General features: G+C 72.4%; 26 protein-coding genes. 17 read left to right on the top strand and 9 right to left on the bottom strand.

Annotated features, from left to right (window positions below):
* The first annotated feature begins 49 nt into the window (after window positions 1-49).
* The gene (locus QMF80_RS17815; RefSeq protein WP_283454381.1) at window positions 50-1,906 is read left to right on the top strand and encodes an AMP-dependent synthetase/ligase; all 1,857 of its coding nucleotides are present in this window, start codon (window positions 50-52) and stop codon (window positions 1,904-1,906) included.
* A 41-nt stretch (window positions 1,907-1,947) separates the two neighbouring features.
* Window positions 1,948-2,097: a hypothetical protein gene (locus QMF80_RS17810; protein ID WP_283454379.1), complete on the top strand. Its 150-nt coding sequence runs from the start codon at window positions 1,948-1,950 to the stop codon at window positions 2,095-2,097.
* Window positions 2,098-2,099: 2 nt separating this feature from the next.
* On the opposite strand, the gene QMF80_RS17805 is transcribed toward QMF80_RS17810, so the two are convergent.
* The 4 genes from QMF80_RS17805 to QMF80_RS17790 form a co-directional block, all read right to left on the bottom strand.
* Window positions 2,100-2,330 (bottom strand): hypothetical protein, encoded by a 231-nt coding sequence (locus QMF80_RS17805; protein WP_283454377.1) that lies wholly within the window; start codon window positions 2,328-2,330, stop codon window positions 2,100-2,102.
* A 24-nt stretch (window positions 2,331-2,354) separates the two neighbouring features.
* On the bottom strand, window positions 2,355-2,846 hold the full coding sequence (locus QMF80_RS17800; protein WP_283454375.1) for a UCP032817 domain-containing protein: 492 nt from the start codon (window positions 2,844-2,846) through the stop codon (window positions 2,355-2,357).
* A 158-nt stretch (window positions 2,847-3,004) separates the two neighbouring features.
* A complete protein-coding gene (locus tag QMF80_RS17795) occupies window positions 3,005-3,343 on the bottom strand; it encodes a hypothetical protein (protein ID WP_283454373.1) in 339 nt (112 codons plus the stop codon).
* Window positions 3,340-3,570: a hypothetical protein gene (locus QMF80_RS17790; protein WP_283454371.1), complete on the bottom strand. Its 231-nt coding sequence runs from the start codon at window positions 3,568-3,570 to the stop codon at window positions 3,340-3,342. The genes QMF80_RS17795 and QMF80_RS17790 overlap by 4 nt, the downstream gene beginning before the upstream one ends.
* A 133-nt stretch (window positions 3,571-3,703) precedes the next feature.
* Between QMF80_RS17790 and QMF80_RS17785 the strand changes: the two genes are divergently transcribed.
* Both QMF80_RS17785 and QMF80_RS17780 read left to right on the top strand, forming a co-directional pair.
* Window positions 3,704-4,969: an NsdA family TPR-like regulatory protein gene (locus QMF80_RS17785; protein ID WP_502962874.1), complete on the top strand. Its 1,266-nt coding sequence runs from the start codon at window positions 3,704-3,706 to the stop codon at window positions 4,967-4,969.
* Window positions 4,970-4,976: 7 nt separating this feature from the next.
* Window positions 4,977-5,285: a 4a-hydroxytetrahydrobiopterin dehydratase gene (locus tag QMF80_RS17780; RefSeq protein ID WP_502962873.1), complete on the top strand. Its 309-nt coding sequence runs from the start codon at window positions 4,977-4,979 to the stop codon at window positions 5,283-5,285.
* Window positions 5,286-5,524: 239 nt separating this feature from the next.
* Here the strand turns inward: QMF80_RS17780 and sph are convergent, their stop codons facing one another.
* Window positions 5,525-6,529: a sphingomyelin phosphodiesterase gene (gene sph, locus QMF80_RS17775; RefSeq protein ID WP_283454366.1), complete on the bottom strand. Its 1,005-nt coding sequence runs from the start codon at window positions 6,527-6,529 to the stop codon at window positions 5,525-5,527.
* A gap of 223 nt (window positions 6,530-6,752) precedes the next feature.
* Window positions 6,753-8,276, bottom strand: coding sequence for a M1 family metallopeptidase (locus QMF80_RS17770; protein ID WP_283454364.1), 1,524 nt, complete (start codon window positions 8,274-8,276; stop codon window positions 6,753-6,755).
* 259 nt (window positions 8,277-8,535) lie between these two features.
* Between QMF80_RS17770 and QMF80_RS17765 the strand changes: the two genes are divergently transcribed.
* The 5 genes from QMF80_RS17765 to QMF80_RS17745 all read left to right on the top strand — a co-directional run bounded on the left by QMF80_RS17765 (window position 8,536) and on the right by QMF80_RS17745 (window position 15,020).
* Window positions 8,536-9,405 (top strand): SCO6745 family protein, encoded by an 870-nt coding sequence (locus QMF80_RS17765; RefSeq protein WP_283454362.1) that lies wholly within the window; start codon window positions 8,536-8,538, stop codon window positions 9,403-9,405.
* 172 nt (window positions 9,406-9,577) lie between these two features.
* Complete coding sequence (locus QMF80_RS17760; RefSeq protein WP_283454360.1) at window positions 9,578-12,157, top strand: Tex family protein; 2,580 nt, start codon at window positions 9,578-9,580, stop codon at window positions 12,155-12,157.
* A 358-nt stretch (window positions 12,158-12,515) separates the two neighbouring features.
* Entirely contained in the window at window positions 12,516-13,019 is a 504-nt protein-coding gene (locus QMF80_RS17755) for a hypothetical protein (protein WP_283454358.1), read from the top strand.
* Window positions 13,009-14,217: an MAB_1171c family putative transporter gene (locus QMF80_RS17750; protein ID WP_283454356.1), complete on the top strand. Its 1,209-nt coding sequence runs from the start codon at window positions 13,009-13,011 to the stop codon at window positions 14,215-14,217. The genes QMF80_RS17755 and QMF80_RS17750 overlap by 11 nt, the downstream gene beginning before the upstream one ends.
* An 8-nt stretch (window positions 14,218-14,225) precedes the next feature.
* Window positions 14,226-15,020 carry an SDR family NAD(P)-dependent oxidoreductase gene (locus QMF80_RS17745; protein WP_283454354.1) on the top strand — a complete coding sequence of 265 codons (795 nt, stop codon included), beginning with the start codon at window positions 14,226-14,228 and terminating at the stop codon, window positions 15,018-15,020.
* An 86-nt stretch (window positions 15,021-15,106) separates the two neighbouring features.
* Here QMF80_RS17745 and QMF80_RS17740 read toward each other — a convergent pair whose 3' ends face one another.
* Window positions 15,107-16,744 carry an ABC-F family ATP-binding cassette domain-containing protein gene (locus tag QMF80_RS17740; protein ID WP_283454353.1) on the bottom strand — a complete coding sequence of 546 codons (1,638 nt, stop codon included), beginning with the start codon at window positions 16,742-16,744 and terminating at the stop codon, window positions 15,107-15,109.
* A 108-nt stretch (window positions 16,745-16,852) separates the two neighbouring features.
* Here QMF80_RS17740 and QMF80_RS17735 point away from each other — a divergent pair, with 108 nt between their 5' ends.
* Window positions 16,853-17,821 carry a GlxA family transcriptional regulator gene (locus QMF80_RS17735; protein WP_283454351.1) on the top strand — a complete coding sequence of 323 codons (969 nt, stop codon included), beginning with the start codon at window positions 16,853-16,855 and terminating at the stop codon, window positions 17,819-17,821.
* 58 nt (window positions 17,822-17,879) lie between these two features.
* Entirely contained in the window at window positions 17,880-18,515 is a 636-nt protein-coding gene (locus tag QMF80_RS17730; RefSeq protein WP_283454348.1) for a DJ-1/PfpI family protein, read from the top strand.
* Here the strand turns inward: QMF80_RS17730 and QMF80_RS17725 are convergent.
* Window positions 18,508-19,347, bottom strand: a complete 840-nt coding sequence (locus QMF80_RS17725; protein WP_283454347.1) for an enoyl-CoA hydratase/isomerase family protein — start codon at window positions 19,345-19,347, stop codon at window positions 18,508-18,510. The genes QMF80_RS17730 and QMF80_RS17725 overlap by 8 nt on opposite strands.
* Window positions 19,348-19,431: 84 nt before the next feature.
* Here QMF80_RS17725 and QMF80_RS17720 point away from each other — a divergent pair, with 84 nt between their 5' ends.
* Both QMF80_RS17720 and QMF80_RS17715 read left to right on the top strand, forming a co-directional pair.
* Window positions 19,432-20,127: an HdeD family acid-resistance protein gene (locus tag QMF80_RS17720; protein ID WP_283454345.1), complete on the top strand. Its 696-nt coding sequence runs from the start codon at window positions 19,432-19,434 to the stop codon at window positions 20,125-20,127.
* A 94-nt stretch (window positions 20,128-20,221) separates the two neighbouring features.
* Complete coding sequence (locus QMF80_RS17715) at window positions 20,222-20,746, top strand: ATP-binding protein (protein WP_283454344.1); 525 nt, start codon at window positions 20,222-20,224, stop codon at window positions 20,744-20,746.
* Window positions 20,747-20,908: 162 nt separating this feature from the next.
* Here the strand turns inward: QMF80_RS17715 and idi are convergent, their stop codons facing one another.
* Window positions 20,909-21,508 carry an isopentenyl-diphosphate Delta-isomerase gene (idi, locus tag QMF80_RS17710; protein WP_283454342.1) on the bottom strand — a complete coding sequence of 200 codons (600 nt, stop codon included), beginning with the start codon at window positions 21,506-21,508 and terminating at the stop codon, window positions 20,909-20,911.
* A gap of 584 nt (window positions 21,509-22,092) precedes the next feature.
* Here idi and QMF80_RS17705 point away from each other — a divergent pair.
* From QMF80_RS17705 to QMF80_RS17690, 4 genes are read left to right on the top strand one after another with little or no spacing between them, the layout of a single operon-like run.
* On the top strand, window positions 22,093-23,877 hold the full coding sequence (locus tag QMF80_RS17705; RefSeq protein ID WP_283454474.1) for a DUF5941 domain-containing protein: 1,785 nt from the start codon (window positions 22,093-22,095) through the stop codon (window positions 23,875-23,877).
* Window positions 23,874-24,638, top strand: coding sequence for a phosphocholine cytidylyltransferase family protein (locus QMF80_RS17700; protein WP_283454341.1), 765 nt, complete (start codon window positions 23,874-23,876; stop codon window positions 24,636-24,638). Before QMF80_RS17705 ends, QMF80_RS17700 begins: the two co-directional genes overlap by 4 nt.
* The gene (locus tag QMF80_RS17695; RefSeq protein ID WP_283454338.1) at window positions 24,626-25,687 is read left to right on the top strand and encodes an iron-containing alcohol dehydrogenase family protein; all 1,062 of its coding nucleotides are present in this window, start codon (window positions 24,626-24,628) and stop codon (window positions 25,685-25,687) included. The genes QMF80_RS17700 and QMF80_RS17695 overlap by 13 nt, the downstream gene beginning before the upstream one ends.
* The gene (locus QMF80_RS17690) at window positions 25,665-26,444 is read left to right on the top strand and encodes a CDP-alcohol phosphatidyltransferase family protein (RefSeq protein ID WP_283454336.1); all 780 of its coding nucleotides are present in this window, start codon (window positions 25,665-25,667) and stop codon (window positions 26,442-26,444) included. Before QMF80_RS17695 ends, QMF80_RS17690 begins: the two co-directional genes overlap by 23 nt.
* Window positions 26,445-26,446: the final 2 nt, after the last annotated feature.

Below are 26,446 nucleotides of genomic sequence, written 5' to 3'. Positions count from 1 at the left end.
CAACAGTATTGCTGTCGCACCAACGATGTGAAACGGCCAGGAGCTGCCCATGACCACGAACCTGCGACTGCCCGGACGTCCCGACGAGATCACCCTGCCCGCCCTGCTCGCCCGTAACGCCGCCGACCACGGAGACCTCCCCGCCCTCTCCTGGCGCGAGGGCCCCGGCTGGACCACCCTGAGCTGGTCCGAGGTCCGCCGGACGGTGGGCGTCCTGGCCGCCGGGTACGCGTCACTCGGCGTCGAGCGCGGCGACCACGTCCTGATCATGATGGGCAACCGGCCCGAGCACTGGATCAGTGATCTGGCACTGGTCCACCTCGGCGCAGTCCCCGTCACCGTCTACGGAACCGCCGCGCCCGAGCAGATAGCGCACATCGCCCGGCACAGCCGGGCCCGCCTCGCCGTCATCGAGGGGGCCCGTGAACTCGCCCGCTGGGAGCCGCTCCTCGCGGACGACGGCGTGCCCCTGGAACGCCTGGTCGTCGCCGAGGCCGCCGACGCGGGCCCGCACCGCACGTACGGCTCCCTGCGCGCCGGCGGCGCCCGGACCTTCAGCGCCGACTCCTTCGAGAAGGCCTGGCGCGAGGCCCGCCCCGAGGATCCGCTGACCGTCGTCTACACCTCGGGCACCACCGGCGACCCCAAGGGCGTCCGGCTCAGCCACCGCAACCTCATGCTCCAGACGGTCCGCCTCGACCGGCACGTGGACCTCCCCGAGCACGCCGAGCACATCTGCTACCTGCCCTTCGCGCACATCGCCGAGCGGGTCCTCGGGATCTACCTGCCGCTGCTGCGCGCCGCCCACGTCCGGCTGTGCGCCGACCCCACCGCCGTCGCGGGCGCGGTCCGTGAACTGCACCCCGTGCAGTTCTTCGGCGTACCCCGGGTCTGGGAGAAGCTCGCCGCCTCCGTACGGGCCGTACTCGCCCGGCTGCCGCAGGAGCAGCGCGCCGCCATCGAGGCGGCCAACGGCACCGCGCGCGCCCGGGCCGGGCACCGCGAGCGGGGTGAGGAGGTCCCGGCCGCCGTCGAAGAGGCGTACGCCCTGGCCAAGGAGCGGGTACTGGATCCGCTGCTGGTGCTGGCCGGGCTCGACCGGCTCCTCTGGACGGCCAGCGCCACCGCGCCGATGCCGCTGGACGTGGTCCGGTTCTGGGCGGGCTGGGGCATCACCGTCATGGACGCCTGGGGGCTCACCGAGACCTCCGGGGTGTGCACCGTCAACAGCGCGGACGGCTTCCGGCTCGGCTCGGTCGGCCGCCCCATCGAGGGGCTGGAGCTGAAGCTCGCCGAGGACGGGGAGATCCTCACCCGGGGCGCGACCGTCTTCGACGGCTACCTGCGGCCCGACGGGACGGTGGAGAGCGCGAGCGACGCCGAGGGCTGGTTCGCGACCGGGGACATCGGGCGGCTCGACGAGGACGGGTACCTCTGGCTGACCGACCGCAAGAAGGAACTCATCATCACCTCGAACGGCAAGAACGTCTCGCCCGCACTGGTGGAGAACACCGTCAAGGAACACCCGCTCATCGGCCAGGCCCTGGTGCACGGCGACGGCCATTCCTACCTGGTCGCCCTGCTGGTCCTGGACCCGGAACTCGCTCCCGCCTGGGCCGCCGCCCACGGCATCGAGGCGGCCACCCCGGCCGAACTGGCCGCCCACCCGGCCGTCGTGGCGGAGGTCGCCCGCGCCGTCGAGGCCGCCAACGCCCGCCTCAACCGTACGGAGCGGATCAAGCGGTACCGACTGCTCACCGAGGAGTGGGGCCCCGAGTCCGGCGAGCTGACCCCCTCCCTGAAACTGCGCCGCCGGGTGGTCCGCGAGAAGTACGCCGAGCTGATCGACGGGCTCTACGACGAGCCGTACGAGGCGGCGTACGGGGCTCCGCGCGAGGCCCCGTAGCCCGACTGGCCCGGGTCTGGACGGCCGACGACCTGGGCGGGATGCCGGAGAACCGCATCGAGGGCGGCCACGCAGCGGCCCGGCTTGACAGCCTGCTCCTGCTCCTGCTCCTCGTCGCCGACGCCATCGGCGTACCGCTCGCCGATCGGGTCAGGAGTAGCCCCGGCCGGAAGGAGACCGGCCGGGGCTGAGATCAGGCCCGGGTAGAGGCCTTCTCGGTGGTGCCGTCGCCGCGGCAGGCGAGGCAGGGTTCGCTGTAGACGACGCACCGCTGGCCGTCGACGAGGACCACGCGCCGGACTCCCCGGCACGCTGCGCATCCCCTGGAGCCCGCCCGGTCCGGGTCGAAGCGCCCGCGTCTGCGGAGTGCCGTGAGGTGGTTGATCAGGTCGCCGTAGTCGCGGTTTTGCCACGCATCAGTCACAGCGAGTCAGCTTAGCGGCGTCGCCTAGTTGGGGTGGTCCGGTCGGCAGTTCGACTCACAGTTGCTGTCCGCGCACTGGTTGTCGTGCTGGCACTCCGCAGCTACCGGAAGACCCTCCAGGGGGCTGGTCCACAGGGCCATGTCCGGCTCGAACCCGGCGGCCCGGATCTGGGCAACGGTGTGGTCCAGGGCGCCCGGGGCGTAGCGGTTCGGGTCGGGCAGCTCCGGGACGTGGTGCACGAAGCGACCGATCTGCTGGCACAGGCGTGCATACACGAGGGTGTGAAGGATGAGGCAGTGCCAGCCCTCATCCACGGTCCGGGAGGGCCGCATGCCGCCGGGGAACTCGGCGGCGGCGGCCACGAACTTGAGGGCCTCCAGCGTGACCCGGATGGCGTCCGAGGAACTGAGGTCCGGGTTGTTGCTGGAGACGGTGGCCACGACCCCCTCGAACTCGGCTGTGGTCAGGAGCGACCGAGCGTCCCTGGTGGTCGAGGTCTCGATGGTGGTAGTCATGCGGTGGTGCCTCCTTCTGTGACGGGAGGTGCTGGAACCCGCTCCGGCCGTGGTCCTGGAAGATGGCGGCCGGAGCGGGGGTCAGTGGGCGCCGAGGACGATGGCGGCGAGGATGCCGAGCACGATGAGGACGTAGGCGAGTTGACGCGGCCACTCGTTCACCGGGGCTGCTCCTGTCGTGCGCGGCGCCGGGCGTGGCGTTCGTCCTCTTCGCGGAGCAGGTCTTGGAGCGCGTACGCGAGGGCGACGGCCTTGGTCCACGGATCGGTGGCCGGGCCGAGGCGGACCGCGGCGTCCCAGGCGGCGAGCGCCTGGTCCGTGCTCGGGGCGCGGTGGCCCTCGGCCCGGGAGTGGAAGAGCCGTACGCCGTGCGCGACCAGGCTGCCCGCTCCGGCGAGGTACGACGCCCAGTCGGCCGCGACCGGGCCCTCGGGGGGCTGCTCGGTGTGCGCGAGGACGTAGGCCACGGCGCGGGCGATCTGGTCCTCGCGGTTCACGCCCGCTCCAGGGTGTCCGGGGCCGCGGTGAACTCGCGGCCGTCGGCGCCCCGGATGTATGCGGTGCGGGTGTACGTCTGACGGTCCCGTACGAGGCCAACGGCCTCTCGGAGCACGGCCATCAGCTTTCCCTCGCCCTCCGTGTGCGGGTCGCGGACCCGCTGGTGGAGGAGCGGGTGGTCGACGTGGCCGAAGCCACCGTCGGGCACGCTCTCGCAAACTTCCATGGCGGTGCTCCCTCCTTGTTTGGCAGCGAGTGAGCTGCTCGTAGATGGATGATGGGCGAGCACGCTTATGGGCGGATAGGCCATCGCGTGGCCATGCGTGGCCACGTCGCGGCCATGGCCGGGGAAACAGGCGATGACACCTCAGACTGGGCTCATGAGCCCCCGCAATGACGCGCTCCGAGCCGCACGGCTCCGCGCGGGCTGGCGCAGCATGGACGCCGCGGCAGCGACACTCAGCGCTCACGGACAACGATTTCTTGACGACCGTTCGTACGGGGTCTCCGCGCGTACTTGGCGTCGCTGGGAAGGCACCAGCCCCGGTTGGCCGTCGGAAGAGACTGCGACCGTGCTGCACGACGCACTCGGCCGGTGGCCCGAAGACCTCGGCTTCCGGGCGCCCGCCGGCTGGCTGAGACCCGAAGCCCCTCAAGAGGACGACATGAAGCGCCGCACCTTCGTCAACGTCACCGCAGCCGCGTTGCTGCCCGGCCCCGTCGCCAAACAGCACGTCGACCCCGCGCTCATCGACTACTTCCAGCAGCAGCTCGAAGGCCACTACCGCGCGGACATGATGCTCGGTCCGCATGACCTCATCGGAACCGTGTCCGCCCAGTACCAGCTCATCGACAAGCTCATCCGCTCCGCGAAGGGCGAGACCCGGCGCGGGCTCCTCCGCGTCGGCGCTGCCTACGCCGCGCTCGTCGGCTGGCTCTACCAGGATGCCGGCGACCTCGGCGCCGCCGCGTTCTGGAGGGGCATAACGCAGGAGATCGCGTCCCGCTCCCGGGACCCGCACCTCGTCGGCTACTCCCTCGTCAACCTTGCGCAGGTCCGCACTGACCTTGGCGACGGGCACGGCGTCATCGAGCTGTGCGAGGCAGCCCTCGACGACGAGCGAGTCCTCCCCAAGGTGCAGATCATGGCGATGCAACAGCAGGCCCACGGCGCCAGCCTGACCGGCGACCGAACCGCCGTTGACCGGCTCATTGACGCCGCGGGCGGGCTCATCACCCGCGTCGACGACGACCTCCCCTGGGGTAACGCCTGTCGGCGTACGCCCGGCTACCTGGAGGTGCAGCGTGCCACCTGCTACGGCCGTCTCGGGCTCGGCCGGGAGGCAGCGTCATTGTGGTCGCAGGTCCTCGACGCGGTGCCCGCGACCGCCCGTCGGGATCGCGGTGTGTACCTCGCGCGGCACGCCACGGCGGCGGCCGGGGCCCGCGAGCCGGAGCAGGCCGTAGAGATCGCCCGTGTGGCGGCCGAAATCGCCGCGGAGACCGGTTCTGCCAGGATGCTTCGGGAACTGGGGACCCTGGAGCGGGCGATGAGGCCGTGGCAGGATGCCCCGGTAGGCCGGGATCTTGCCGAGATCCTGGCGCCCGTCACCGAGGGGGTATGACGTGGGAGTGCCAGAGCCACTGACCGATGAGGAGATCGCAGCCGCTTTGGCGGAGCTGCCGGGCTGGATCCGGGACGGCGACGAGATCATCCGTACCTACGACATCCGTTATCACGCGGCGGTGGCCGCCATCGTGACGATCGCGGACCGGTCCCGGCGCATCCAGCACCATGCCGACCTCGACCTCCGCATCGACACCTTGCGCGCCGCTATCACCACGCACGACGCCGGCCACGTCCTCACCCGCGCCGACTTCGACCTTGCGCACCGCATCGACGTCATCGTGGCCGCGCACCAGGCGATCCCGTTGAACTGATTCCAGAGCGCACGGAAGCGCCCCCCTCTCGCCTACGGGGGCGCTTTGCTGCCCGCGGCCTACTGGGAGAGCGGGAGCTCATCAGCGTGCAGTCGAAGCGGCTGATGCCTTGCTCGCTGATCCGGCGGGTCGGGATCCGCGCGCAGAAGCGAGTGCGGGTGGTGCCGGTGTGAGCCCCTGAGCAGCAGGTCGTACCGAGCCCGAGCCGAGGGCCCACACCAGTCCGTCAACGCGCTCGGCTACGGGGCTGCATACCCCACAACGGGGTAGTGGTCGGAGAGGTTCGTGTAGGTGTAGGAGGTGCCCCAGCTGGAGACCGTCCAAGGCGCCGCCTGCTCCTTGACCACGTTGTTGTTCCAGTTCGCCGGTCGGGCGTTGCCCTTGCGGTACAGGACGTAGTCGAGGTCCTCGCGCGGATCCGTCGGATAGCGGTAGTTCGCTATCGAGTTGGCGGCGGTGTCGAAGGAGTACGGGTGCCCCGTGCGCGCGTCGGCGCCCGCGAGGTCCGCGTCCGCGAGCATGGAGGCGTACTCCGCACTGCGGGAGTCGACGTTCATGTCGCCCGCCACGATGACCTGTTCGCCCGCCGGGATGTTCTTGGCGTCCAGGAAGGCGTCGATGTTCTTGAACTGGCGGCTGCGCATCTGGGCCGCCTCGCCCGCCTTGCAGCCCGAGTCGGTGGACTGCGCGTGCGTGCCCACCACGTGCACCTTGGCGCCGTTCACGTTCAGGACCACGTACGCGAAGCCCTTGTTGGACCACCAGTCGGAGCCGCACGCGTCCTTGTAGACGTACTGCTCCTTGCGCACGACCGGCCACTTGCTGAGGATCATGACCCCGCCGTCCTCCGGGGTGGTGGAGGAGTAGGCGCCGCCCGTGGCGTCCCAGCCGTCCTTGCCGCGACCCACCACCGGCGTCTGGTACGGGTACTGCGCGGCCGCGTTGGCCTTCAGCGCGTCCGAGGTGCTGTTGTCGAAGGCCTCCTGGAGCACGACCACGTCGTGGCCCTGGAAGAAGGAGGCCTTCGGGATCTCGCGGGATCGGATGTCCTGGCCCCAGTTGGGGTACAGGCTGGTGCTCATCATGAACGTGTTGTACGTCAGGACGTTGAGCCGGGGCGCGGTGGCGGCGCCGGACTCGGTGGCCGACGCGGCCGGGGCGGACGTGACGGCGAGCGCGGCGGCCGCGAGCGCACCGACGGCCGTGGCGGCGGCCTTGGTGCGACGGTTCGTGCTGAGCAGCATGAGGACTCCATCATTCCTGCGGGGGAAGATCGGCTGCGCCATCACATCATCTGCAGTTACCTCTGGGTAACACCCAGGACAAGACTTTCCGACGGGGGCGGGGACTTCTCGCGCCGCCGGAGCGCCGCTGGGCCCGGTCGCACGACGGGCCCGGCGGCGAGGCGCTCCGGCACGGCGGCGCGCCGCTGCCCGTTCGGGGCGACGGCGCGCGAGAGGTGCCGGGTCAGTGGCCGTGCTCGTGGTCGTGGACCGTGTTCGTCGCGGCGATCTTCTTCCAGGACTTGGGCTCCGTCAGCGGCGCGGCCGGAGCGGCGGCGACTGAACGGCCCTTGGCGGACGCCCCGGCCTTCGGAGCGCTGAAGGCGGGCTTGCCCGGGGTGTAGAGCCAGGTCTCGAAGAGATCGGCCAGCGGCTTGCCCGACACGCGCTCGGCGTAGCGGACGAAGTCGTTCACCTTGGCGTTGCCGTAGGCGTGCTCGGTCGGCCAGCCCTTGAGGATCTTGAAGAACTTCTCGTCGCCGACCTCGTTGCGCAGCGCCTGGATGGCGATCGCGCCCCGGTCGTAGACGGCGGCGTCGAACTGCTTGTCCGCCCCCGGGTCACCGGGCTTGACCTGCCAGAACGGGTCCTCGGCGGGACGCGTGGCGTAGGTCCAGTCGGCCAGCTCCTGGGCGGTGCCCTCGCCCTCCTTCTCCGACCACAGCCACTGGCTGTAGCGGGCGAAGCCCTCGTTGATCCAGATGTCCTTCCAGCCGTCGACGGACACGCTGTCGCCGTACCACTGGTGGGCCAGCTCGTGCACGACGACCGAGACGTTGGCCCCGGAGGCGAACTGGCGCGGGCTGTAGAACGGGCGGGTCTGGGTCTCCAGCGCGAAGCCGCTGGGTACGTTGGGTACGTAACCGCCCAGCGCGTTGAACGGGTACGGTCCGAAGACCCCTTCCAGCCACTCGGCGACCTCGGTGGTCCGCTCGATGCTGGCGCGCGCGGCGCCCGCGTTGTCGCCGAGGTCCGCGCTGTAGGCGTTGAGGACCGGCAGGCCGCTCGCGGTCTTGTCGGTGGTGATGTCGAACTTGCCGATGGCGAGCGTGGCCAGGTAGGTGGCCTGCGGCTTGTTGGAGCGCCAGTTGTAGCGGGTCCAGCCGAGCTTCGAACTCTGCGACTGGAGAACGCCGTTGCTGATGGCCTGGGTGCCGTCCGGGACGTTGACGGAGACGTCGAAGGTCGCCTTGTCGAGCGGGTGGTCGTTGCTGGGGAACCACCAGATGGCCGAGTCGGGCTCCTGGGCCGCCACCCCGCCGTCGGGGGTGCGCTGCCAGGCGGACCAGCCGTCGACCTTGAACTCCGACGGCTTGCCCGCGTACTTGACGACCACCGTGGCCTGCTTGTTCTTCTGGAGCGCGGTGGCGGGGGTCACCTCCAGCTCCTGCGTGCCGGACGTGGCGAACTTCGCCTTGACGCCGTTGACCCGGATCTCGCTCACCTGGAGGCCGAAGTCCAGGTTGAAACGGGAGAGGTCCTGCTTGGCGGTGGCCAGCAGGGTGGCCGTACCTTCCAGGAGGTCGGTCTTCGGCTGGTACTGGAGCCTCAAGTCGTAGTGCGAGACGTCGTATCCGCCGTTGCCGCTGGCCGGGTAGTAGGGATCGCCGATACCCGGGGCACCCGGAACGGAACTCGCGGCCGATGCCGGGATCACCAGCAGCAGGGAGGCGGCGAGCACGCTCGGGGCGATGACTTTGCGGTGCACTGAGGACTCCAAGGGATAGGGGAGGCAGTCGTGTTCACGTCGGATCAGATCTTGGTCTTACGACCGTATTCACCCCTGCGCCCCACGTCATGTCCATGGTCCCCGCTGTCACACGATCGCCATTCGGACGTCACACCATCGCGGCCGGACCGGCCCTGGCCAGCGTTGTCCGGGCCGATGGGCCGGGCAAGAACGGCCGGATCCCGCAGGGTCGGGGCGGGGCTGTTGTGCATACCAATCGGTCGGTAGGGTGCCGGGCATGACGTTCTCGACCCTTCCTCCCCTCGCCGCCCGCCGCTGTTGGCACGCGGCGATCAACCCGATGCACTCCACCATCTACTTCTCGCCGGATCTGCGGACCGAGCTGGGCCTCCTCGGCATCGAGGGCCCGGCCGCCGCCCTGAGCAGCCGCAGCGCCGCCATGGGAGCCGTCGGCCCCGGCACCGTAGTCGCCGCCTTCTACAGCTACAGCCACGCGCACCTCGCCCGGTTCTTCCCCGCCGTCTGGCAGAAGGCCGCCCCCGAGCAGGTGCTCGACGCCCGGCTGCGCGCCGTCGACGCCACCCTCACCCGGCTGCTGGGCGCCGAGGCGCTGGCCTCCCCGGAGCTGGCCGAGGCCGCGGACCTCGCGATGCGCGCCACCGAGGCCTGCGCCCGGCCCGGCCGGACCCTCTACTCCGCGCACGCCGACCTCCCCGTGCCCGAAGCCCCCCACCTGCGCCTGTGGCACGCCACCACCCTGCTGCGCGAACACCGCGGCGACGGCCACCTCACCGCCCTGCTCATCGCCGGGCTCGACCCGGTCGAAGCCCTGGTCAGCCACAACGCCACCGGTCGCGGCATGACCTCGAAGTGGCTCCTGGCCACCCGCGGCTGGAGCCAGGACGACCTGACGGCGGCCGCCGACCGGCTGCGCGAGCGCGGCCTGCTGGACGCCGGCGCCGAACTGACCGAGGCCGGGACGGCCCTGCGCGCGCGGCTGGAGGCCGATACCGACCGGCTCGACGCGGCCCCGTACGAGCACCTCGGCGCCGCCGGGCTGGCCCGCCTGCACGAACTGGGCGGCGGCTTCGTCGCCCGGGTGATCGCCGCCGGGGCCTTCCCCGCCGACCTCACGGGCAAGGGCTGACCCCTCCCGGCACGGCCCGCCCGCCCGCTCCCGCCGCCCGCTCCCGCCGGACCGCCGCCGGACGGCAGCGGGACGGCCGCGGGACCGATCGGCAGGGTTCCCGGCCTCCGATACCGCCACCTGACACACTTGGCAGCTTCCAGTGCAGTGCAGACGAAGGCGGGACCGGAACGTGACGATGTCCATCGAAGGCAGGATCGCCGAGGAACTCGGCGTACGGGAGCGGCAGGTCAAGGCCGCCGTCGAGCTGCTCGACGGCGGCTCCACCGTGCCGTTCATCGCGCGCTACCGCAAGGAAGCGACCGAGCTGCTCGACGACGCCCAGCTGCGCACCCTGGAGGAGCGGCTGCGGTACTTGCGCGAACTGGAGGACCGCCGCGCCGCGATCCTGGAGTCCGTACGCGAACAGGGCAAGCTCGACGACGCGCTGACGGCCATGATCAACGCGGCCGACACCAAGGCCAGGCTGGAGGACATCTACCTGCCCTTCAAGCCCAAGCGTCGCACCAAGGCGCAGATCGCCCGCGAGGCCGGTCTGGCGCCGCTCGCCGAGGGGCTGCTCACCGACCCCTCGGCGGAACCGGCCGCCGCGGCCGCCGCGTTCGTCGACCCGGACAAGGGGGTCGCCGACCCGGCCGCCGCCCTGGAGGGCGCCCGCGCCATCCTCACCGAGCGGTTCGCCGAGGACGCCGACCTGATCGGCGAACTGCGCGAGCGGGTGTGGACCCGCGGCCGGATGGCCGCCAAGGTCCGCGACGGCAAGGAGGAGGAGGGCGCCAAGTTCGCCGACTACTTCGACTTCACCGAGCCCCTCACCGCACTGCCCTCGCACCGCGTGCTGGCCATGCTGCGCGGCGAGAAGGAGGACGTCCTCGACCTCACCCTGGAGCCGGAGGAAGCGGGCGAGACCCCCGGCCCCTCCACGTACGAGGGCATGATCGCCCGCCGTTTCGGAGTGGGCGATCGCGGCCGTCCCGGCGACAAGTGGCTCACCGACACCGTCCGCTGGGCCTGGCGCACGAAGATCCAGGTGCACCTGGGTCTCGACCTGCGCACCCGGCTGCGCCAGGCCGCCGAGGACGAGGCGGTCCGCGTCTTCGCCTCGAACCTGCGCGACCTGCTGCTCGCCGCGCCCGCCGGGACCCGCGCCACGCTGGGCCTGGACCCGGGCTTCCGCACCGGCGTGAAGGTCGCCGTCGTGGACGCCACCGGCAAGGTCGTGGCGACCGAGGTGATCTACCCGCACGTCCCCGCGAACAAGTGGGACGAGTCCCTCGCCAAGCTCGCCCGGCTCGCCAAGGACCACGCGGTCGACCTGATCGCCATCGGCAACGGCACCGCCTCGCGCGAGACCGACAAGCTGGCGGCCGACCTCATCACCCGCCACCCCGAACTGAACCTCACCAAGGTGATGGTCTCCGAGGCGGGCGCCTCCGTGTACTCGGCCTCGGCCTTCGCCTCGCAGGAACTCCCGGACATGGACGTGACGTTGCGCGGCGCCGTCTCCATCGCCCGCCGCCTCCAGGACCCGCTCGCCGAACTCGTCAAGATCGACCCCAAGTCGATCGGCGTCGGCCAGTACCAGCACGACCTGTCCGAGGTGAAGCTCTCGCGCTCCCTCGACGCGGTCGTCGAGGACTGCGTGAACGGCGTCGGCGTGGACGTCAACACCGCCTCCGCGCCGCTGCTCTCCCGGGTCTCCGGCATCAGCGGCGGCCTCGCCGAGAACATCGTCGCCCACCGCGACGCCAACGGCCCCTTCCGCAGCCGCAAGGCGCTCAAGGCCGTGGCCAGGCTCGGCCCCAAGGCGTACGAGCAGTGCGCGGGCTTCCTGCGGATCCGCGACGGGGAGGACCCGCTGGACTCCTCCAGCGTCCACCCCGAGGCCTACCCGGTGGTCCGGGCCATGGGCAAGACGGCGGGCGGTGAGGTCGCCGCGCTGATCGGCAACACGACCGTACTGCGCTCCCTGCGCCCCGAGAACTTCGTCACCGAGGCCTTCGGCCTGCCGACCGTCTCGGACATCCTGCGCGAGTTGGAGAAGCCGGGCCGCGACCCGCGCCCCGCCTTCAAGACGGCCACCTTCAAGGAGGGCGTGGAGAAGATCGGCGACCTGGCCCCCGGGATGATCCTGGAGGGCGTGGTCACCAACGTGGCCGCGTTCGGGGCGTTCATCGACATCGGCGTCCACCAGGACGGGCTCGCGCACGTCTCCGCGCTGTCGAAGAACTACGTCAAGGACCCGCGTGACGTGGTCAAGCCCGGGGACATCGTCCGGGTCAAGGTCATGGACGTGGACATCCCGCGCAAGCGGATCTCGCTGACCCTGCGGCTGGACGACGAGGCCGACGCGGACCGTCCGGCGGGCGCCCCCCGGCCCCGCCAGGACCGCGGCGAACGGGCCGAGCGCGGTGAACGGCGCTCCGGCGGCCGGCCCCCGCAGCAGCGCGGCTCCGGCTCCGGCACCGGCGCGCCCGGCGGCGGCCAGGGCGGTGCCAAGGCGGCGGCCGGCAACGGCGGCGGTGGCGGCGGTGGCAACAGCGGCGGCACCGGCAACGGCGGCAACGGCGGCGACCGCGGAGCGCGCGGCGCCCGCGGCGGATCCGGCGCCAAGGGCGGCTCGGGCGGACCCAGCGGCTCCGGCGGCGGCCAGAGCGCGGGCCGCGGCGCCCCGGCGCCCGCCAACAGCGCCATGGCCGACGCCCTGCGCCGCGCCGGCCTGACCGCCCCCGAGGGGCGCCGGGGCCGCTGACGCGCGGCGGATCCCCGGCGGTCGGAGCACGCCGGGGCCGCTGACGCGCGGCGCGTCCCCGGCGGATCCCGGCGGATCCCGGCGGCGGCCGCGGCCCGCGCCGGGGCCGATCCGCGGGACGGCGTTCCGTGCGAGGAAAGGCCAGGTAGCGCGCCCCGAGGCAGGTCAGGAAGAAGTGGCCGAATAACCCCCTTGCCCGGGGGCACACCTTGCCAACCACGGCACGCGATCTGTAGGCATGTGGGAACGCCCGTTCGTCACTCGGCGGACGGGCTTCCCTGACCCCCCTCAGGACGTCATGCCCATATCAGCCCCTGCCTATCGACGCTGCCCGGGAAAGGGTCCGAAGAGGGAGCACATGCCATACCGGCAACTCAGCCTGCGCAAGCGCTGCGAGACGATTCTCGGCCGCTTGGACTTGCCGCACCCGTTTTCCCTCGACGCCCTCTGCGGGCGGATCGCCGACCAGCGCGGCCGCCCGATCCGGCTGCACCCGCTGCCCAAGGAAGCCGCCGAATCCGGCGTGTGCGGACTGTGGGTGGGCACCGTCAGCGTGGATTACGTCTTCTACGAGGCCCAGACCTCCCCGCTGCACCGCGAGCACATCGTCCTGCACGAACTCGGCCACATCCTCTTCGGCCACAACTCCCTCGAAGGTGCCGAAACCGGACCCTCGGGATCCGCCGGAGTGCCCGTCATCCTCGGGCGCACCAACTACACCACCCGCCAGGAGCAGGAGGCCGAGATGCTGGCCAGCCTGATCCGGACGAGCGCGGGCCTGCCCCCGGTCGCGGAAGCCGCCGGGACACTGGCGCGCCTGGAGTCCGCCATGGGGTACCGGCCGGTGCAGCATGGCGGCTGACGTGGCCGCCTTCGGGAACTCCCTGGCCGTCCCGAGCGTGGTCTGCCTGTGGGCCGCCGTCCTGCTCCGCGCCCCGGCCGCCGTCCGCTCACCGCAGCAGCGCGGGCTGCTGTTCGCCGTGGCCAGCGCCGCCGCCGCGATGACCCTTAACCTGCCCGACGTGGTCACGTACGCCATGCGCGACCCCGCCTACTCCCACACCGTCGGACTGGTGCGCAACCTCATCGGGGTCTTCTCCGCGGGCGCCGTCCTCTACTTCGTGGCCGCCGCGACCACCCACGGCCGCGGGCTGCGGCGTACCGCCTCCATCGCCACCGTGGGGCTGCTGAGCGCCCTGGTCCTCCTCGACCTCGCGGCCCCCGGCCACGGCACCCACACCATCCCGCCCCACGGCGACCCGGTGCCCTCCCTCGGCTACTGGCTCGTGCTCATCTCGGCGCACCTGCTGGCCAACACGGCCTGCGTGTACGTCTGCTGGCGCTACAGCCTGCGCACCGACAGCCGCGGACTGGCCGCCGGGCTGCGCCTGTTCGGCCTCGGCACCGCCCTCGCCGGGATCTTCTGGTTCATCTACCTCCTCAAGCTGCTGTTCGGCAGCACCGCCGCGATGCCCTGGCTGGCGCTGCTGATGAACCTGCACGGGCTGCTGCGCGCCGTCGCCCTGCTGGTACCGGTGGTGTTCGGACTGCGCCGCACCGCCTCGGACATCGGCACCGCCTGGCGGCTGTGGCCGCTGTGGCGCGACCTGGTGGAGGCGGTGCCGCACGTGGTGCTGACGAAGCCGCGCGCCGGGCGGGTGGTGGAGCTGCTGTGGCCGCCGGTCCCGCGCGACCTGCTGGTCTACCGCAAGGTCATCGAGACCCGGGACGCGATCCTGGTCCTGAACGAGTACGTCGCCCCGGGCGTCCCGGAGCTGGCCCGCAGCCACGTCTGCGGCGCGGGTGTCCCGGCTCCCCGGCACGGCGCGGCCGCGCTGGCGTGCGTACTCAAGGAGGCCCGGCAGGCCAAGCTGGACGGGCTGGCCGGGCGTCCGCAGGACGGGGTCGAACCCCTGTACGTCCCCTCGTCGGTCCACGGCCGGGCGGACACCGTCGAGGGCTGCGACCTGGAGGACGAGAAGACCTTCCTCGTCGAGGTCGCCCAGGCCTACGGGTCCGCCGCGACCCGGACCTTCACCCCCGAACCAGCCGGAAAGTGACCCCGCACGTGAGCACCAGCCGTACCCGCACCACCGTCCTGATCACCGGAGCCAGCGCCGGGCTCGGCGCCGCCTTCGCCCGGGGCTTCGCCGCCAAGGGCTGCGACCTTGTCCTCGTCGCCCGCGACAAGGACCGCCTCGGCGTCCTCGCGGAGGACCTCGCCCGCGAGTTCGGCGTCGCAGCCGAGGTACTGCCCGCCGACCTGCTCGACCCGGAGCGGTGCGCGGCCGTCGAGGAGCGGCTCGCCGACCCGGCCCGGCCGGTGGACGTGCTGGTCAACAACGCGGGCTTCGGGCTGCCCGCCCCCTTCCCCTACAGCCCGGTCGAGGACGAGGAGCGGATGCTCGACCTACTGGTCAAGGTGCCGCTGCGGCTGACCCACGCGGTGGTCCCGGGGCTGCGCGAACGGCGCCGCGGGGCCGTGCTGAACGTGTCCTCCGTCGCCGGTCTGCTGCCCACCGGCACCTACGGCGCGGCCAAGGCCTGGATCACCGCCTTCAGCGAATCGCTGCGGGTGGACCTGGCCCCGTACGGGGTCCGGGTGCTGGCGGTGGTCCCGGGCTTCACCCGTACCGAGTTCCAGGAGCGCGCGGGCATGGACGTCAGCGCGCTGTCCGACGCGGTCTGGCTGGAGCCGGAGGCGGTGGTGGCCCAGGCCCTGCGCGACCTGGCCCGGCGCCGCCCGCTGAGCATCACCGGCCGCCACTACCGGACCTACGCCCTGGCCGTCCGCCACCTCCCGCGCACCCTGGTGGCCGCGAAGATGGCCCGCAAGCGGATGCCCCCGGCGGACGCGCGCTAGCGGACGCGCGCTGGCGGACGCGCGCTGGCGGACGCGCGCTGGCGGACGCGCGCTGGCGGACGCGCGCTGGCCCGGGGCGGGCGGGTCTACTCCTCGGTCACCTTGCCGTCGGCGACCCGCAGGCGGCGGGTGACCTGGACCGCGTCCAGCATCCGCCGGTCGTGGGTCACCAGCAGCAGGGTGCCCTCGTACGCCTCCAGCGCCGACTCCAACTGCTCGATCGCCGGCAGGTCGAGGTGGTTCGTCGGCTCGTCCAGGACCAGCAGGTTCACCCCGCGGCCCTGGAGCAGCGCCAGCGCCGCCCGGGTCCGCTCGCCGGGGGACAGGGTGCCCGCGGGGCGCAGCACGTGCGCCGCCTTCAGGCCGAACTTGGCGAGCAGGGTACGGACTTCCGCGGGCTCGGTGTCGGGGACCGCCGCGCAGAAGGCCTCCAGCAGCGGCTCCTCGCCGAGGAACAGCCCGCGCGCCTGGTCCACCTCGCCCACCAGCACGCCCGAACCCAGAGTGGCCGCACCGGAGTCGGGGGCCAGCCGCCCGAGCAGCACCGCCAACAGGGTGGACTTCCCGGCGCCGTTGGCCCCGGTGATCGCCACCCGGTCCGCCCAGTCCAGCTGGAGGCTGGCCGGTCCGAAGCTGAAATCCCCGCGCCGCACGGTCGCTTCGCGCAGGGTCGCGACCACCGAGCCGGAGCGCGGCGCCGCCGCGATCTCCATGCGGAGCTCCCACTCCTTGCGCGGTTCGTCGACCACGTCCAGGCGCTCGATGGCCCGCTGCGTCTGGCGCGCCTTCGAGGCCTGCTTCTCGCTGGCCTCGCTGCGGAACTTCTTGCCGATCTTGTCGTTGTCGGTCGCCTTGCGCCGGGCGTTCTTGACGCCCTTGTCCATCCAGCCGCGCTGCATCTGCGCGCGCCCCTCCAGGGCCGAGCGCTTGTCGGCGTACTCGTCGAACTCCTCGCGGGCGTGCGTACGGGCTCGCTCGCGCTCCTCCAGATAGGCGTCGTAACCGCCGCCGTAGAGGTTGATCTCCTGCTGGGCCAGGTCGAGTTCGAGAACCTTGGTGACCGTACGGGCCAGGAACTCGCGGTCGTGGCTGATCACCACCGTGCCCGCGCGCAGCCCCTTCACGAAGGCCTCCAGCCGCTCCAGTCCCTCCAGGTCGAGGTCGTTGGTCGGCTCGTCGAGCAGGAAGATGTCGTAGCGCGACAGCAGCAGCGAGGCCAGGCCCGCGCGGGCGGCCTGGCCGCCCGAGAGCGCGGTCATCGGCAGGTCGAGGCCGACGGCGAGCCCGAGGTCGTCCGCGATCTCCTGCGCCCGCTCGTCCAGGTCGGCCCCGCCCAGGTCCAGCCAGCGGTCCAGCGCCGTCGCGTACGCGTCGTCCGCGCCCGCGACCCCGTCCACCAGGCCCTGGGTGGCCTCGTCCAGCTCGGTCTGCGCGGCGGAGACCCCGGTCCGGCGGGAAAGGAACTCCCGGACCGACTCCCCGGGGCGGCGGTCCGGCTCCTGCGGCAGGTGGCCGACGCTGGCGGTGGGCGGGGAGAGCCGCAGCTCACCGGTCTCCGGCGTGTCGATCCCGGCGAGCAGGCGCAGCAGCGTCGACTTGCCCGCGCCGTTGACGCCGACGAGGCCGATGACGTCACCGGGGGCGACGACCAGGTCGAGACCGGTGAAGAGCGAGCGCGCGCCGTGCCCGGCGGCGAGTTCCTTGGCGACGAGGGTTGCAGTCATGATCCGTCGATCCTATCGGCCGCTCCCGGCCCGCCCGAACGGCTCGTGGCAGGAAAGGTGGGAGGCCCGGCATTGCGGACACCCCGCGGGGGCCACCACCATGGATCCATGCCGACCGAGCCCCCGCGTGACCTGCTGGTCCTGCTCTACGACGGAGTCCAGAGCCTGGACGTCACCGGGCCCGTCGAGGTCTTCGCCGGGGTCGGCCGCTACCCGGGCCGCGACGGCTACCGGATCCGCACGGTCTCCCCGGGGGGCGCGGCCGTCCGCACCAGCAGCGGGCTGACCCTGGTCCCGGACGGCCCGCTGGAGGGCGCGGTACCCGGCCCGGGCACCACGGTGCTCGTACCCGGAGGCCGATACCGTGGGGACTTCGAGCCCCGGCTCACCGACTGGCTGCGCGAGCGCGGACCGGCCTGCGGGCGGCTCGTGGCCGTCTGCACGGGCGCGCTGCTGCTCGCCGAGGCGGGGCTGCTGGACGGCCGCCGCGCCACCAGCCACTGGTACGCCTGCGCGGGCATGGCCCGGGACTACCCGGCGGTGCGGGTCGAACCCGACCCCATCTACGTCCGCGACGGATACGTGTCGACCTCGGCCGGGGTCACCGCCGGGATCGACCTCGCGCTCGCCCTGGTGGAGGAGGACCACGGTCGGGACCTCGCCCTCGACATCGCCCGCCACCTGGTGGTCTACCTGCGCCGACCGGGCAACCAGGCCCAGTTCAGCGCCCAGCTCGCCGCCCAGACGGCGCGGCGCGAACCGCTGCGGGAGGTACAGCACTGGATCAGCGAGCACCCCGGCGCCGAACTGACCGTCGAGGCGCTCGCCGCCCGCGCCCGGCTCTCCCCGCGGCACTTCGCCCGCGCGTTCCAGGCCGAGACCGGGGTGACCCCCGGCCGGTACGTCGAACGGGTGCGGGTCGAGCACGCCCGGCGGCTGCTGGAGGACACCTCCGAGGGCGTCGCCCAGATCGCCCGGGCCTGCGGCTACGGCACCCCGGAGGCGCTGCGCCGCGCCTTCGTCAAGACCCTGGGCCAGCCGCCCGCCGAGTACCGGCGCCGCTTCGGCGCTTCCTGACCCGCCCCGGAGCCCGCGCCACCCGTTCGGCTCCTCACCCGTTCCCGGAGGGAACCCCGTGCAGATCGCGATCCTGCTCTTCGACCGTTTCACCGCCCTCGACGCAGTCGGCCCCTTCGACACCCTCGGCCGTCTCCCCGGCGCCGAGACCGTCTTCGTCGCCGAACGCCCGGGGCCCGTACGCAACGACTCGGGGCAGCTCACGCTCGTGGCGGACCGCTCGCCGGCCGATGTGCCGCACCCGGACATCCTGCTGGTGCCCGGCGGTCCCGGGCAGAGCGCCCAGATGGAGAACGAGGTCCTGCTGGAATGGCTGCGCACCGCCGACGCCACCACGCAGTGGACCACCTCCGTGTGCACCGGCTCGCTGCTGCTGGCCGCCGCCGGACTGCTCCGGGGCCGCCGGGCCACCAGCCACTGGCTGGCCCTCGACCAGCTCCGGGCCTACGGCGCGGAGCCCACCGGCGAGCGGGTCGTCACCGACGGCAAGTACGTGACCGCCGCCGGGGTGTCCTCCGGCATCGACATGGGCCTGACCCTGCTGGGCCGGATCGGCGGCGACCGGCTGGCCCAGTCCGTCCAGCTGCTGACCGAGTACGACCCCCAGCCGCCCTACGACGCGGGCTCTCCCGAGAAGGCGCCCGCCGACCTCGTGCGGGAGTTGCGGGAGAAGAGCCGGTTCTTCCTCAAGTAGCCCCGCCCGCCGTCCAGGTGAAGGACGGCGTACGGCGCTCCAGGAAGGCGGCGACCCCCTCGGCGGTGTCGCCGCTGGCGCGCGCCTGCGCGGCCCAGTGGGCGTCGCGGTCGGTGCGCCCGTCCGCGAATTCCTTCGCCGCGGCCTGCGTGAGCTGCGAGCGTGCGGCCAGGATCCTGGTGAACTCGGCCACCCGCTTGTCCAGTTGGCCGGCGGGCAGCAGCTCGTCCAGCAGGCCGGTACGCAGGGCCCGCTCGGCATCGATCAACTCGCCGGAGAACAAGAGGTACTTGGCGGCCGACGGGCCGACCAGGGCGGTCAGTCGCCGGGTCGAGGAGGCCGGGTAGACGATGCCCAGCTTGGCCGGGGTCACCCCGAAGGAGGCCCCCTCCTCGGCGAACCGCAGATCGCAGGCGGCGGCCAGCTGGCTGCCCCCGCCCACGCAGAACCCGCGGATCGCGGCCAGGGTCGGCTTGGGGAAGGCGGCGAGCGCCTCCTCGGCCCGGACGGCCAGGCTCTGCGGGTCGTCCGGGCCGAGGAGGCGCTCGCCGCCCGCGTCCCCGCCCGCGTCGGTACCGGTGTCTCCGGTGGCGTCCGTACCGGCGCCGCCGCCCATGGGCGCCCGGAGCGAGGAGATGTCGGCGCCCGCGCAGAAGGTCGCCCCGGCCCCGGTCAGCACCAGCGTCCGCACCCCCGGATCGGCCGCGAGAGCGTCCAGCAGCCCGGGCAGCGCCCGCCACATCGCGGCGGTCATGGCGTTGCGCTTGGCGGGGTGCGAGATGACGACCGTGGCGACCCCGTCCGTGACGGTGTGCAGTAGCTGCGCGTCCATGCGCCGGATGCTATCCCGGCTGGGCAAACCTATGATCAAGGGAGTCCGGGGGAAGCCGGGGGGTGCCGACGAGGAGGCGCATCCATGGCCGCAGACCGAACAAGCCGGATCGACGAGCACGGACGGGAGCAGCAGGGCAAGGAGAAGCTCACCCGCAGTTTCGGAGTGCTGGCCTTCTTCGGGGTGATCCTCGTCCTGGCCGGGCTGGTCGGCCTGATCTACACCGGGTTCGCGACGCTGACCTCGATGTTCCTCTTCGGCTGGCTACTGCTGGTCGGCGGCCTCGTCGGACTGCTCCAGGCGGTGCAGTCCCGCAAGAGCAACTACTTCTGGCTCGCGGTGATCGTCGCGGCGATCAACATCGCGGCCGGTTTCGTGATCCTGCGCCGCCCGGAGGCGAGCGCGGAGGCGCTCACCATGTTCGCCGCGCTGCTCTTCCTGACCGGTGGGGTGTTCCGGCTGGCGGGCGCACTGGTGGTGCGGGGCGCGAACTTCCTGCTGACCCTGGTCCAGGGTGCCTTCGGGGTGCTGCTGGGCGTGCTGGTGCTGTGGCGCTGGCCGGGCAGCAGTCAGTACGTGATCGGAACGTTCTTCTCGCTCGCCCTGCTGTTCGACGGCCTGAGCCTGGTGGCACTGGGCCTGGGCGCGCGCCGGATCCTGGGGCTGGTCAGGGACGACACGGGCGGGACGGGGCCGGTGCCGGAGCCGGGCGTGGCGGGCGGTGCGGGGGAGACGGCCGCGAAGCGCGCCACGGAAGATCAGGAACAGTCGAACAACTGACGCTGTCATAAGCCAACGGTCAGAAAGTGTCTGAATGACGCTGACTTCTGGTCAGTGGCGCGGTCCGGACCAGCACGCTCCCCACTCTTGACGCGTGGAGACGATCGAGCGTGAAGACGGGGGCCGGAAGATGGACGTCAGCGGGAGTGTCCCGCCAGCCGAGGGGAGCGTGCCGGACGACCCGGCCGGTCCCCTCGCATACGAAGGGGTGTGGCGGTTCACCGCGCCCTCCAGAGAAGAATCCGTTCCGCAGGCGCGCCGGGCGGTCCGCGACCTGCTCGGCCGCCAGGGCGTACCGGCCGATCAGGACCTGGTCTACTCGCTGCTGCTGATCGTCTCCGAGCTGGTCACCAACTCGGTACGGCACGCGGCCCTGCTCTCGCCGGAGGTGGCGGTGGAGGTCGCGATCGGCCGCGAGTGGGTCCGGGTGGCGGTCGAGGACAACCACCCCTACCGGCCCAAGGCCCTGGAGGCCGACTTCGGCCAGACCGGCGGCCGCGGCCTGCTGCTGGTCCGCGAGATCACCGCCGAGGCGGGCGGGGTCTGCGACGTCGAGCACACCTCGACCGGCGGCAAGGTCATCTGGGCCGCCCTGCCGCTCACCGCCGCCACGGGCTGACCGGCGTACGGCCGGACCGCTCGCGGCGGCCGTGCACGAGGACGGGCGTCGTGAACGACGCGCACGAGTGCCGCGCGGGGAGCCGCGGCCCACCGCCCACGAGCCATGAGCCACCGGCCACACCCCGCCGGTCGGCCCCCCGCTCGCGGCCCCGCCGGTCGGCTACCAGCCCGCGGCCACGCCGGTCAGCTCGCGGATCGCCGGGCGCGCCGCGTCCAGCACGGTCATGAACCACGCCGAGAACGGCGCCTCGGCATGACGCTTCACCAGCTCGTCCGCCGCGACGAAGGCGGTGTCGCCGACCTCCTCCGGGTCCGGCCGCAGCCGGGCCTGAGCGAGTCCCACGAACAGGTGGTTGTACTCCTGCTCGACCAGCCCCGACGCGGGGTCCGGGTGGTTGTAGCGCACGGTCCCGGCCTCCGCGAGCAGCGAGGGCGAGATGCCCAGCTCCTCGTGAGTGCGCCGGGCGGCAGCGGCGAACGGGGACTCCCCGGGGTAGGGGTGCCCGCAGCAGGTGTTCGACCAGACTCCGGGGGAGTGGTACTTGCCCAGTGCCCGCTGCTGGAGCAGCAGCCGACCCTGCTCGTCGAAGAGGAACACGGAAAACGCGCGGTGCAACTGCCCGGGCGCCTGGTGCGCGGCCAGCTTCTCGGCGGTGCCGATGGTATGACCGGACTCGTCGACCAGTTCGAGCATGATCGGTTCTTGAGTGCCGGCGCCGGTGGACGCGCTGTTCGCGGCGGTGGCTGGTGTGGTCGGCATACCCATCCTTCGCTTCGGACTTCGGCGTTCAGTCTGCCGCACAAATGCGGCTTGTCCCCACTTCGGTGATCTGCGCCGGGCCGCTCTCCGTCGCGTGGTATGCGGTGGGAGGCGGCCCGGCCGGCCCGGTTCGGCCGCCGCGGCGAGCGGGGCACCGGATGGTCCCCATGGGTACAGGGGCCGGATCGTCCGGTACTGGAGCCGTCACGGCGGCGCGGGCGCCCCGGAGGCCGCCGGGGCCGGGGGAGCCGTCCCGACAGGCGGGGTCCCGGTGCCCGCGGTGTTGACGCGCGCCGGGCAGCGGTCCGCGGCCCGGTCCGCGGTTCCGTCCCCAGCCGGGTCCCCAGCCCGGTCCGCAGCCCCGTCCCCAGCCCGCCCGCGGGCCCTGGCACCGGAGCGGTTTGGCGTGCGTGGCACGATCGTCAATGATGATCCGAACGGGCCCGCGCGCCCGGTGGCCATCGGATGGTCGGGCCGTCAACGGCTGGTGAATCCTCGCTTCCATTCATCCGATAGCCTCTGCCGACGTGCCGCCGCCCCACCTGGCGGCCGTCCCGTGTGTACGTCGCAAGGAGTGAGTTCGTCTGCCGACCGCCATCCTCACCGGCCAGCCGGTCCCCGGCTCAGCGCTCGCGGACGAGCTGCGGTCGCTCGGCTTCGACGTGCGGTCCGCGGCCGATCCGGCACACACCGCCGCCGCGCTGGCCGCCGTACCCACCGACCGCCGGGTCGCGATCGTCGACAGCGGATTCGTCGGTCACCTGCACGCCCTGCGCCTGGCCCTGACCGACCCGCGCTTCGACGCCTGCGCGGTCCCGGGGGCGCTCGCCGTCCAGCCGGGTGCCCGCTCCGCGCTCGCGCGGGCCGTCGCCGCCGACGCGGGAGCGGACTCCGCTCCGTACGCCGACCGGCTCGCCGCGGCCGTCGAGACCGACGGCACCCCGGTGCACCGCCCCGAGCTGGGCACCCTCGTCGCCGCCGTGCCCGCCCAGGGCCGCGCGCGTCAGGAGGCCGCCGCCGCCGTGGCCGCCGTGGACGACGAGGCCGTACGGCTGCGGACCGCCGTGAAGTCCCGCGACGGCTTCTTCACCACCTTCTTCATCAGCCCGTACTCGCGCTACATCGCCCGCTGGTGCGCCCGCCGCGGCCTGACCCCGAACCAGGTCACCACCGCCTCGCTGGTCACCGCGCTGATCGCGGCGGGCTGCGCGGCGACCGGGGACCGCTGGGGCTACGTCGCCGCCGGCGTGCTGCTCCTCGTCTCCTTCGTCCTGGACTGCACCGACGGGCAGCTCGCCCGCTACTCGCTCCAGTACTCGACGCTCGGCGCCTGGCTCGACGCCACCTTCGACCGGGCGAAGGAGTACTCCTTCTACGCCGGTCTCGCCCTCGGCGCGGCCCGTGACGGCGACGACGTGTGGGCCCTGGCCCTCGGCTCGATGATCCTGATGACCTGCCGGCACGTCGTGGACTTCGCCTTCAACGAGGCCAACCACGACGCGACCGCCAATACGAGCCCCACCGCCGCCCTGTCGGACAAGCTGGACAGCGTCGGCTGGACGGTCTGGGTGCGCCGGATGATCATCCTGCCGATCGGCGAGCGCTGGGCCATGATCGCGGTCCTGACCGCCGTCACCACCCCCCGCGTCGTCTTCTACGCCCTGCTCATCGGCTGCGCCTTCGGCGCGCTCTACACCACCGCGGGCCGGGTCCTGCGCTCGCTGACCCGCCGGGCGAAGCGGACCGACCGGGCCGCCCAGGCCCTCGCCGACCTGGCCGACTCGGGCCCGGTCGCCGAGCTGGCGGGCCGGGTCGTGGGCCGGATGGCGCCCGGCGCCGGAATCGCCGCCGCCGTGATCGGCTCGGTCGCCCTGGTGTGGACGGCCTGGGCGTACGGGTTCGGCGCCCGTCAGACCGTCGTCGCGGCCGTCTTCTACGCCGTCCTCGCCGGCGCGGCCGTCGCCCGCCCCCTCAAGGGCGCCCTCGACTGGCTCGTCCCGCCCGTCTTCCGGGCCGCCGAATACACCACGGTGCTGATCCTGGCGGCCAAGGCCGACGTCCCCGGGGCCCTCCCGGCGGCATTCGGACTGGTCGGGGCGGTCGCCTACCATCACTACGACACGGTGTACCGCATCCGCGGCGGCACCGGCGCGCCCCCGCACTGGCTGGTGCGGACGACGGGCGGTCACGAGGGCCGGGTCCTGCTGACCACGGTCCTGGCCGCCGTCCTGGCGGAGCGCGCCACGGACTTCCCCGTCGCGCTCACGGCCCTGGCCGTGTTCGTGGCACTCGTGGTGCTCGTGGAGAGCATCCGGTTCTGGGTCTCCTCGGGAGCACCCGCCGTACATGACGAAGGAGAACCAGCATGATCGGCCTTGTCCTCGCGGCCGGTGCCGGACGCCGCCTGCGTCCCTACACCGACACCCTCCCCAAGGCCCTCGTGCCCGTCGGCCCCGAAGGTGACGAGGAGAGCATCACCGTCCTCGACCTGACCCTCGGCAACTTCGCCGAGGTCGGCCTCACCGAGGTCGCGATCGTCGTCGGTTACCGCAAGGAAGCCGTCTACGCGCGTCGGGAGGCCCTGGAGGCCAAGTACGGCGTCAAGATCACGCTGATCGACAACGACAAGGCCGAGGAGTGGAACAACGCCTACTCCCTGTGGTGCGCCCGCGACGTCCTCAAGCAGGGCGTGATCCTCGCCAACGGCGACACCGTGCACCCGGTCTCCGTCGAGAAGACCCTGCTGGCCGCGCGCGGCCAGGGCCAGAAGATCATCCTCGCCCTCGACACGGTCAAGCACCTGGCCGACGAGGAGATGAAGGTCATCACCGCCGAGGACGGTGCTTCCCGGGCAGGCGTGCGGCGGATCACCAAGCTGATGGACCCGGCCACCGCGACCGGCGAGTACATCGGCGTCACCCTGATCGAGCCCGAGGCCGCCGAGGCGCTGGCCGAGGCCCTGAAGACCACCTTCGAGCGCGACCCCGACCTCTACTACGAGGACGGCTACCAGCAGCTCGTCAACGACGGTTTCACGATCGACGTGGCCCCCATCGGTGACGTCAAGTGGGTCGAGATCGACAACCACGACGACCTCGCCAAGGGCCGGACGATCGCATGCCTGTACTGACACGGCTCATCCCCTCGCCGGTCGTCGTCGACATCAGCTGCGGGGCGATGGACGACCTGGCCGGCCTCCTGGCCGACCAGCGCGTCTCCGCGTCCGGCAAGCTCGCGATCGCGATCAGCGGTGGCTCCGGCCAGGTGCTGCGCGCCAAGCTGGAGCCCGTACTGCCGCACGCCGACTGGTACCCGGTCGTCGACGGCACCATCGACTCCGCGGTCAAGCTGGCCGACGACATAAAGGGCCGTCGTTACGACGCCGTGGTCGGCCTGGGCGGCGGCAAGATCATCGACGTGGCGAAGTACGCCGCGGCGCGGGTCGGGCTGCCCATGGTGTCCGTCGCCACCAACCTCTCGCACGACGGCATCTGCTCGCCGGTGTCCATCCTGGACAACGACAACGGCCGGGGTTCCTACGGCGTCCCCATGCCGATCGCGATGGTCATCGACCTCGACGTGATCAAGGAAGCCCCGGTGCGTTTCGTCCGCGCCGGCATCGGCGACGTGATCTCCAACATCTCGGCGATCGCCGACTGGGAACTGTCGCACCGCCTCAACGGTGAGCCGGTCGACGGTCTGGCCGCCGCGATGGCCCGCACCGCCGGCGAGGCCGTCCTGCGCCACCCCGGTGACTGCGGCGACGACGAGTTCCTCACCGTCTTCTCCGAGTCCCTCGTCCTGTCCGGCATCGCCATGGCGATCAGCGGGGACACCCGCCCGTCCTCCGGCGCCTGCCACGAGATCAGCCACGCCTTCGACCTGCTCTACCCGGGGCGCTCCGCGCTCCACGGCGAGCAGGTCGGCATCGGCGCGGCCTTCGCGATGCACCTGCGCGGGGCGGCCGAGCAGTCCGGGCTCTTCGTCCAGGTGCTGCGCCGCCACGGCCTGCCCGTGCTGCCCGAGGAGATCGGGTTCAGCGTGGACGAGTTCGTCGCCGCCGTCGAGTACGCACCCCAGACCCGCCCGGGACGCTTCACCATCCTGGAGCACCTCAACCTGTCCGCCGCCGAGATCAGGGACGCTTACTCCGACTATGCAGAGACCATCCGTAGCTGAACTCCGGCCCGTCGTTCACCCGGCGGGCGTCAAGGACCGGGTCAGCGGCGAGCACTGGGGCGGGCGCCTCTACATGCGCGAGATCTCCCTGCGCATCACCCGCCTCCTGGTCACCACCAAGGTCACGCCGAACCAGCTGACCTACGTGATGACCCTCGCCGGTGTCCTCGCCCTCCCCGCGCTGCTGGTGCCGGGAGTCTGGGGCGCCGTCCTCGGCGTGGTCATGGTCCAGGGCTACCTCCTGCTGGACTGCGTCGACGGGGAGGTCGCCCGCTGGAAGAAGCAGTTCTCGCTCTCCGGGGTGTACCTGGACCGCGTCGGCGCCTACCTGTGCGACGCGGCGGTCCTCGTCGGCTTCGGCCTGCGCGCCGCCGACCTGTGGGGCGGCGGCCGGATCGACTGGCTGTGGGCCTTCCTGGGCACCCTCGCGGCGCTCGGCGCGATCCTGATCAAGGCCGAGACCGACCTGGTCGGCGTCGCCCGCCACCAGGGCGGACTGCCGGTGGTCAAGGACGCCGCGGCCGAGCCGCGCTCGTCCGGCATGGCCCTGGCCCGCCGGGCCGCCGCCGCGCTGAAGTTCCACCGCCTCGTGCTCGGCATCGAGGCCTCGCTGCTCATCCTGCTGCTGGCCGTCGTGGACCAGATCCGCGGCGACCTGTACTTCTCCCGGCTCGGCGTCGCCGTACTGGCGGGCGTCGCGATCCTCCAGACCGTGCTGCACCTGGTGTCGATCCTGGCCTCCAGCAGGCTCAAGTGACC

The sequence above is a fragment of the Streptomyces sp. G-G2 genome (assembly GCF_030063135.1).
Taxonomy (GTDB): Bacteria; Actinomycetota; Actinomycetes; order Streptomycetales; family Streptomycetaceae; genus Streptomyces.
Note: the sequence above shows the minus strand (reverse complement) of the source record. Positions and strands in the feature narration are given on the sequence as shown.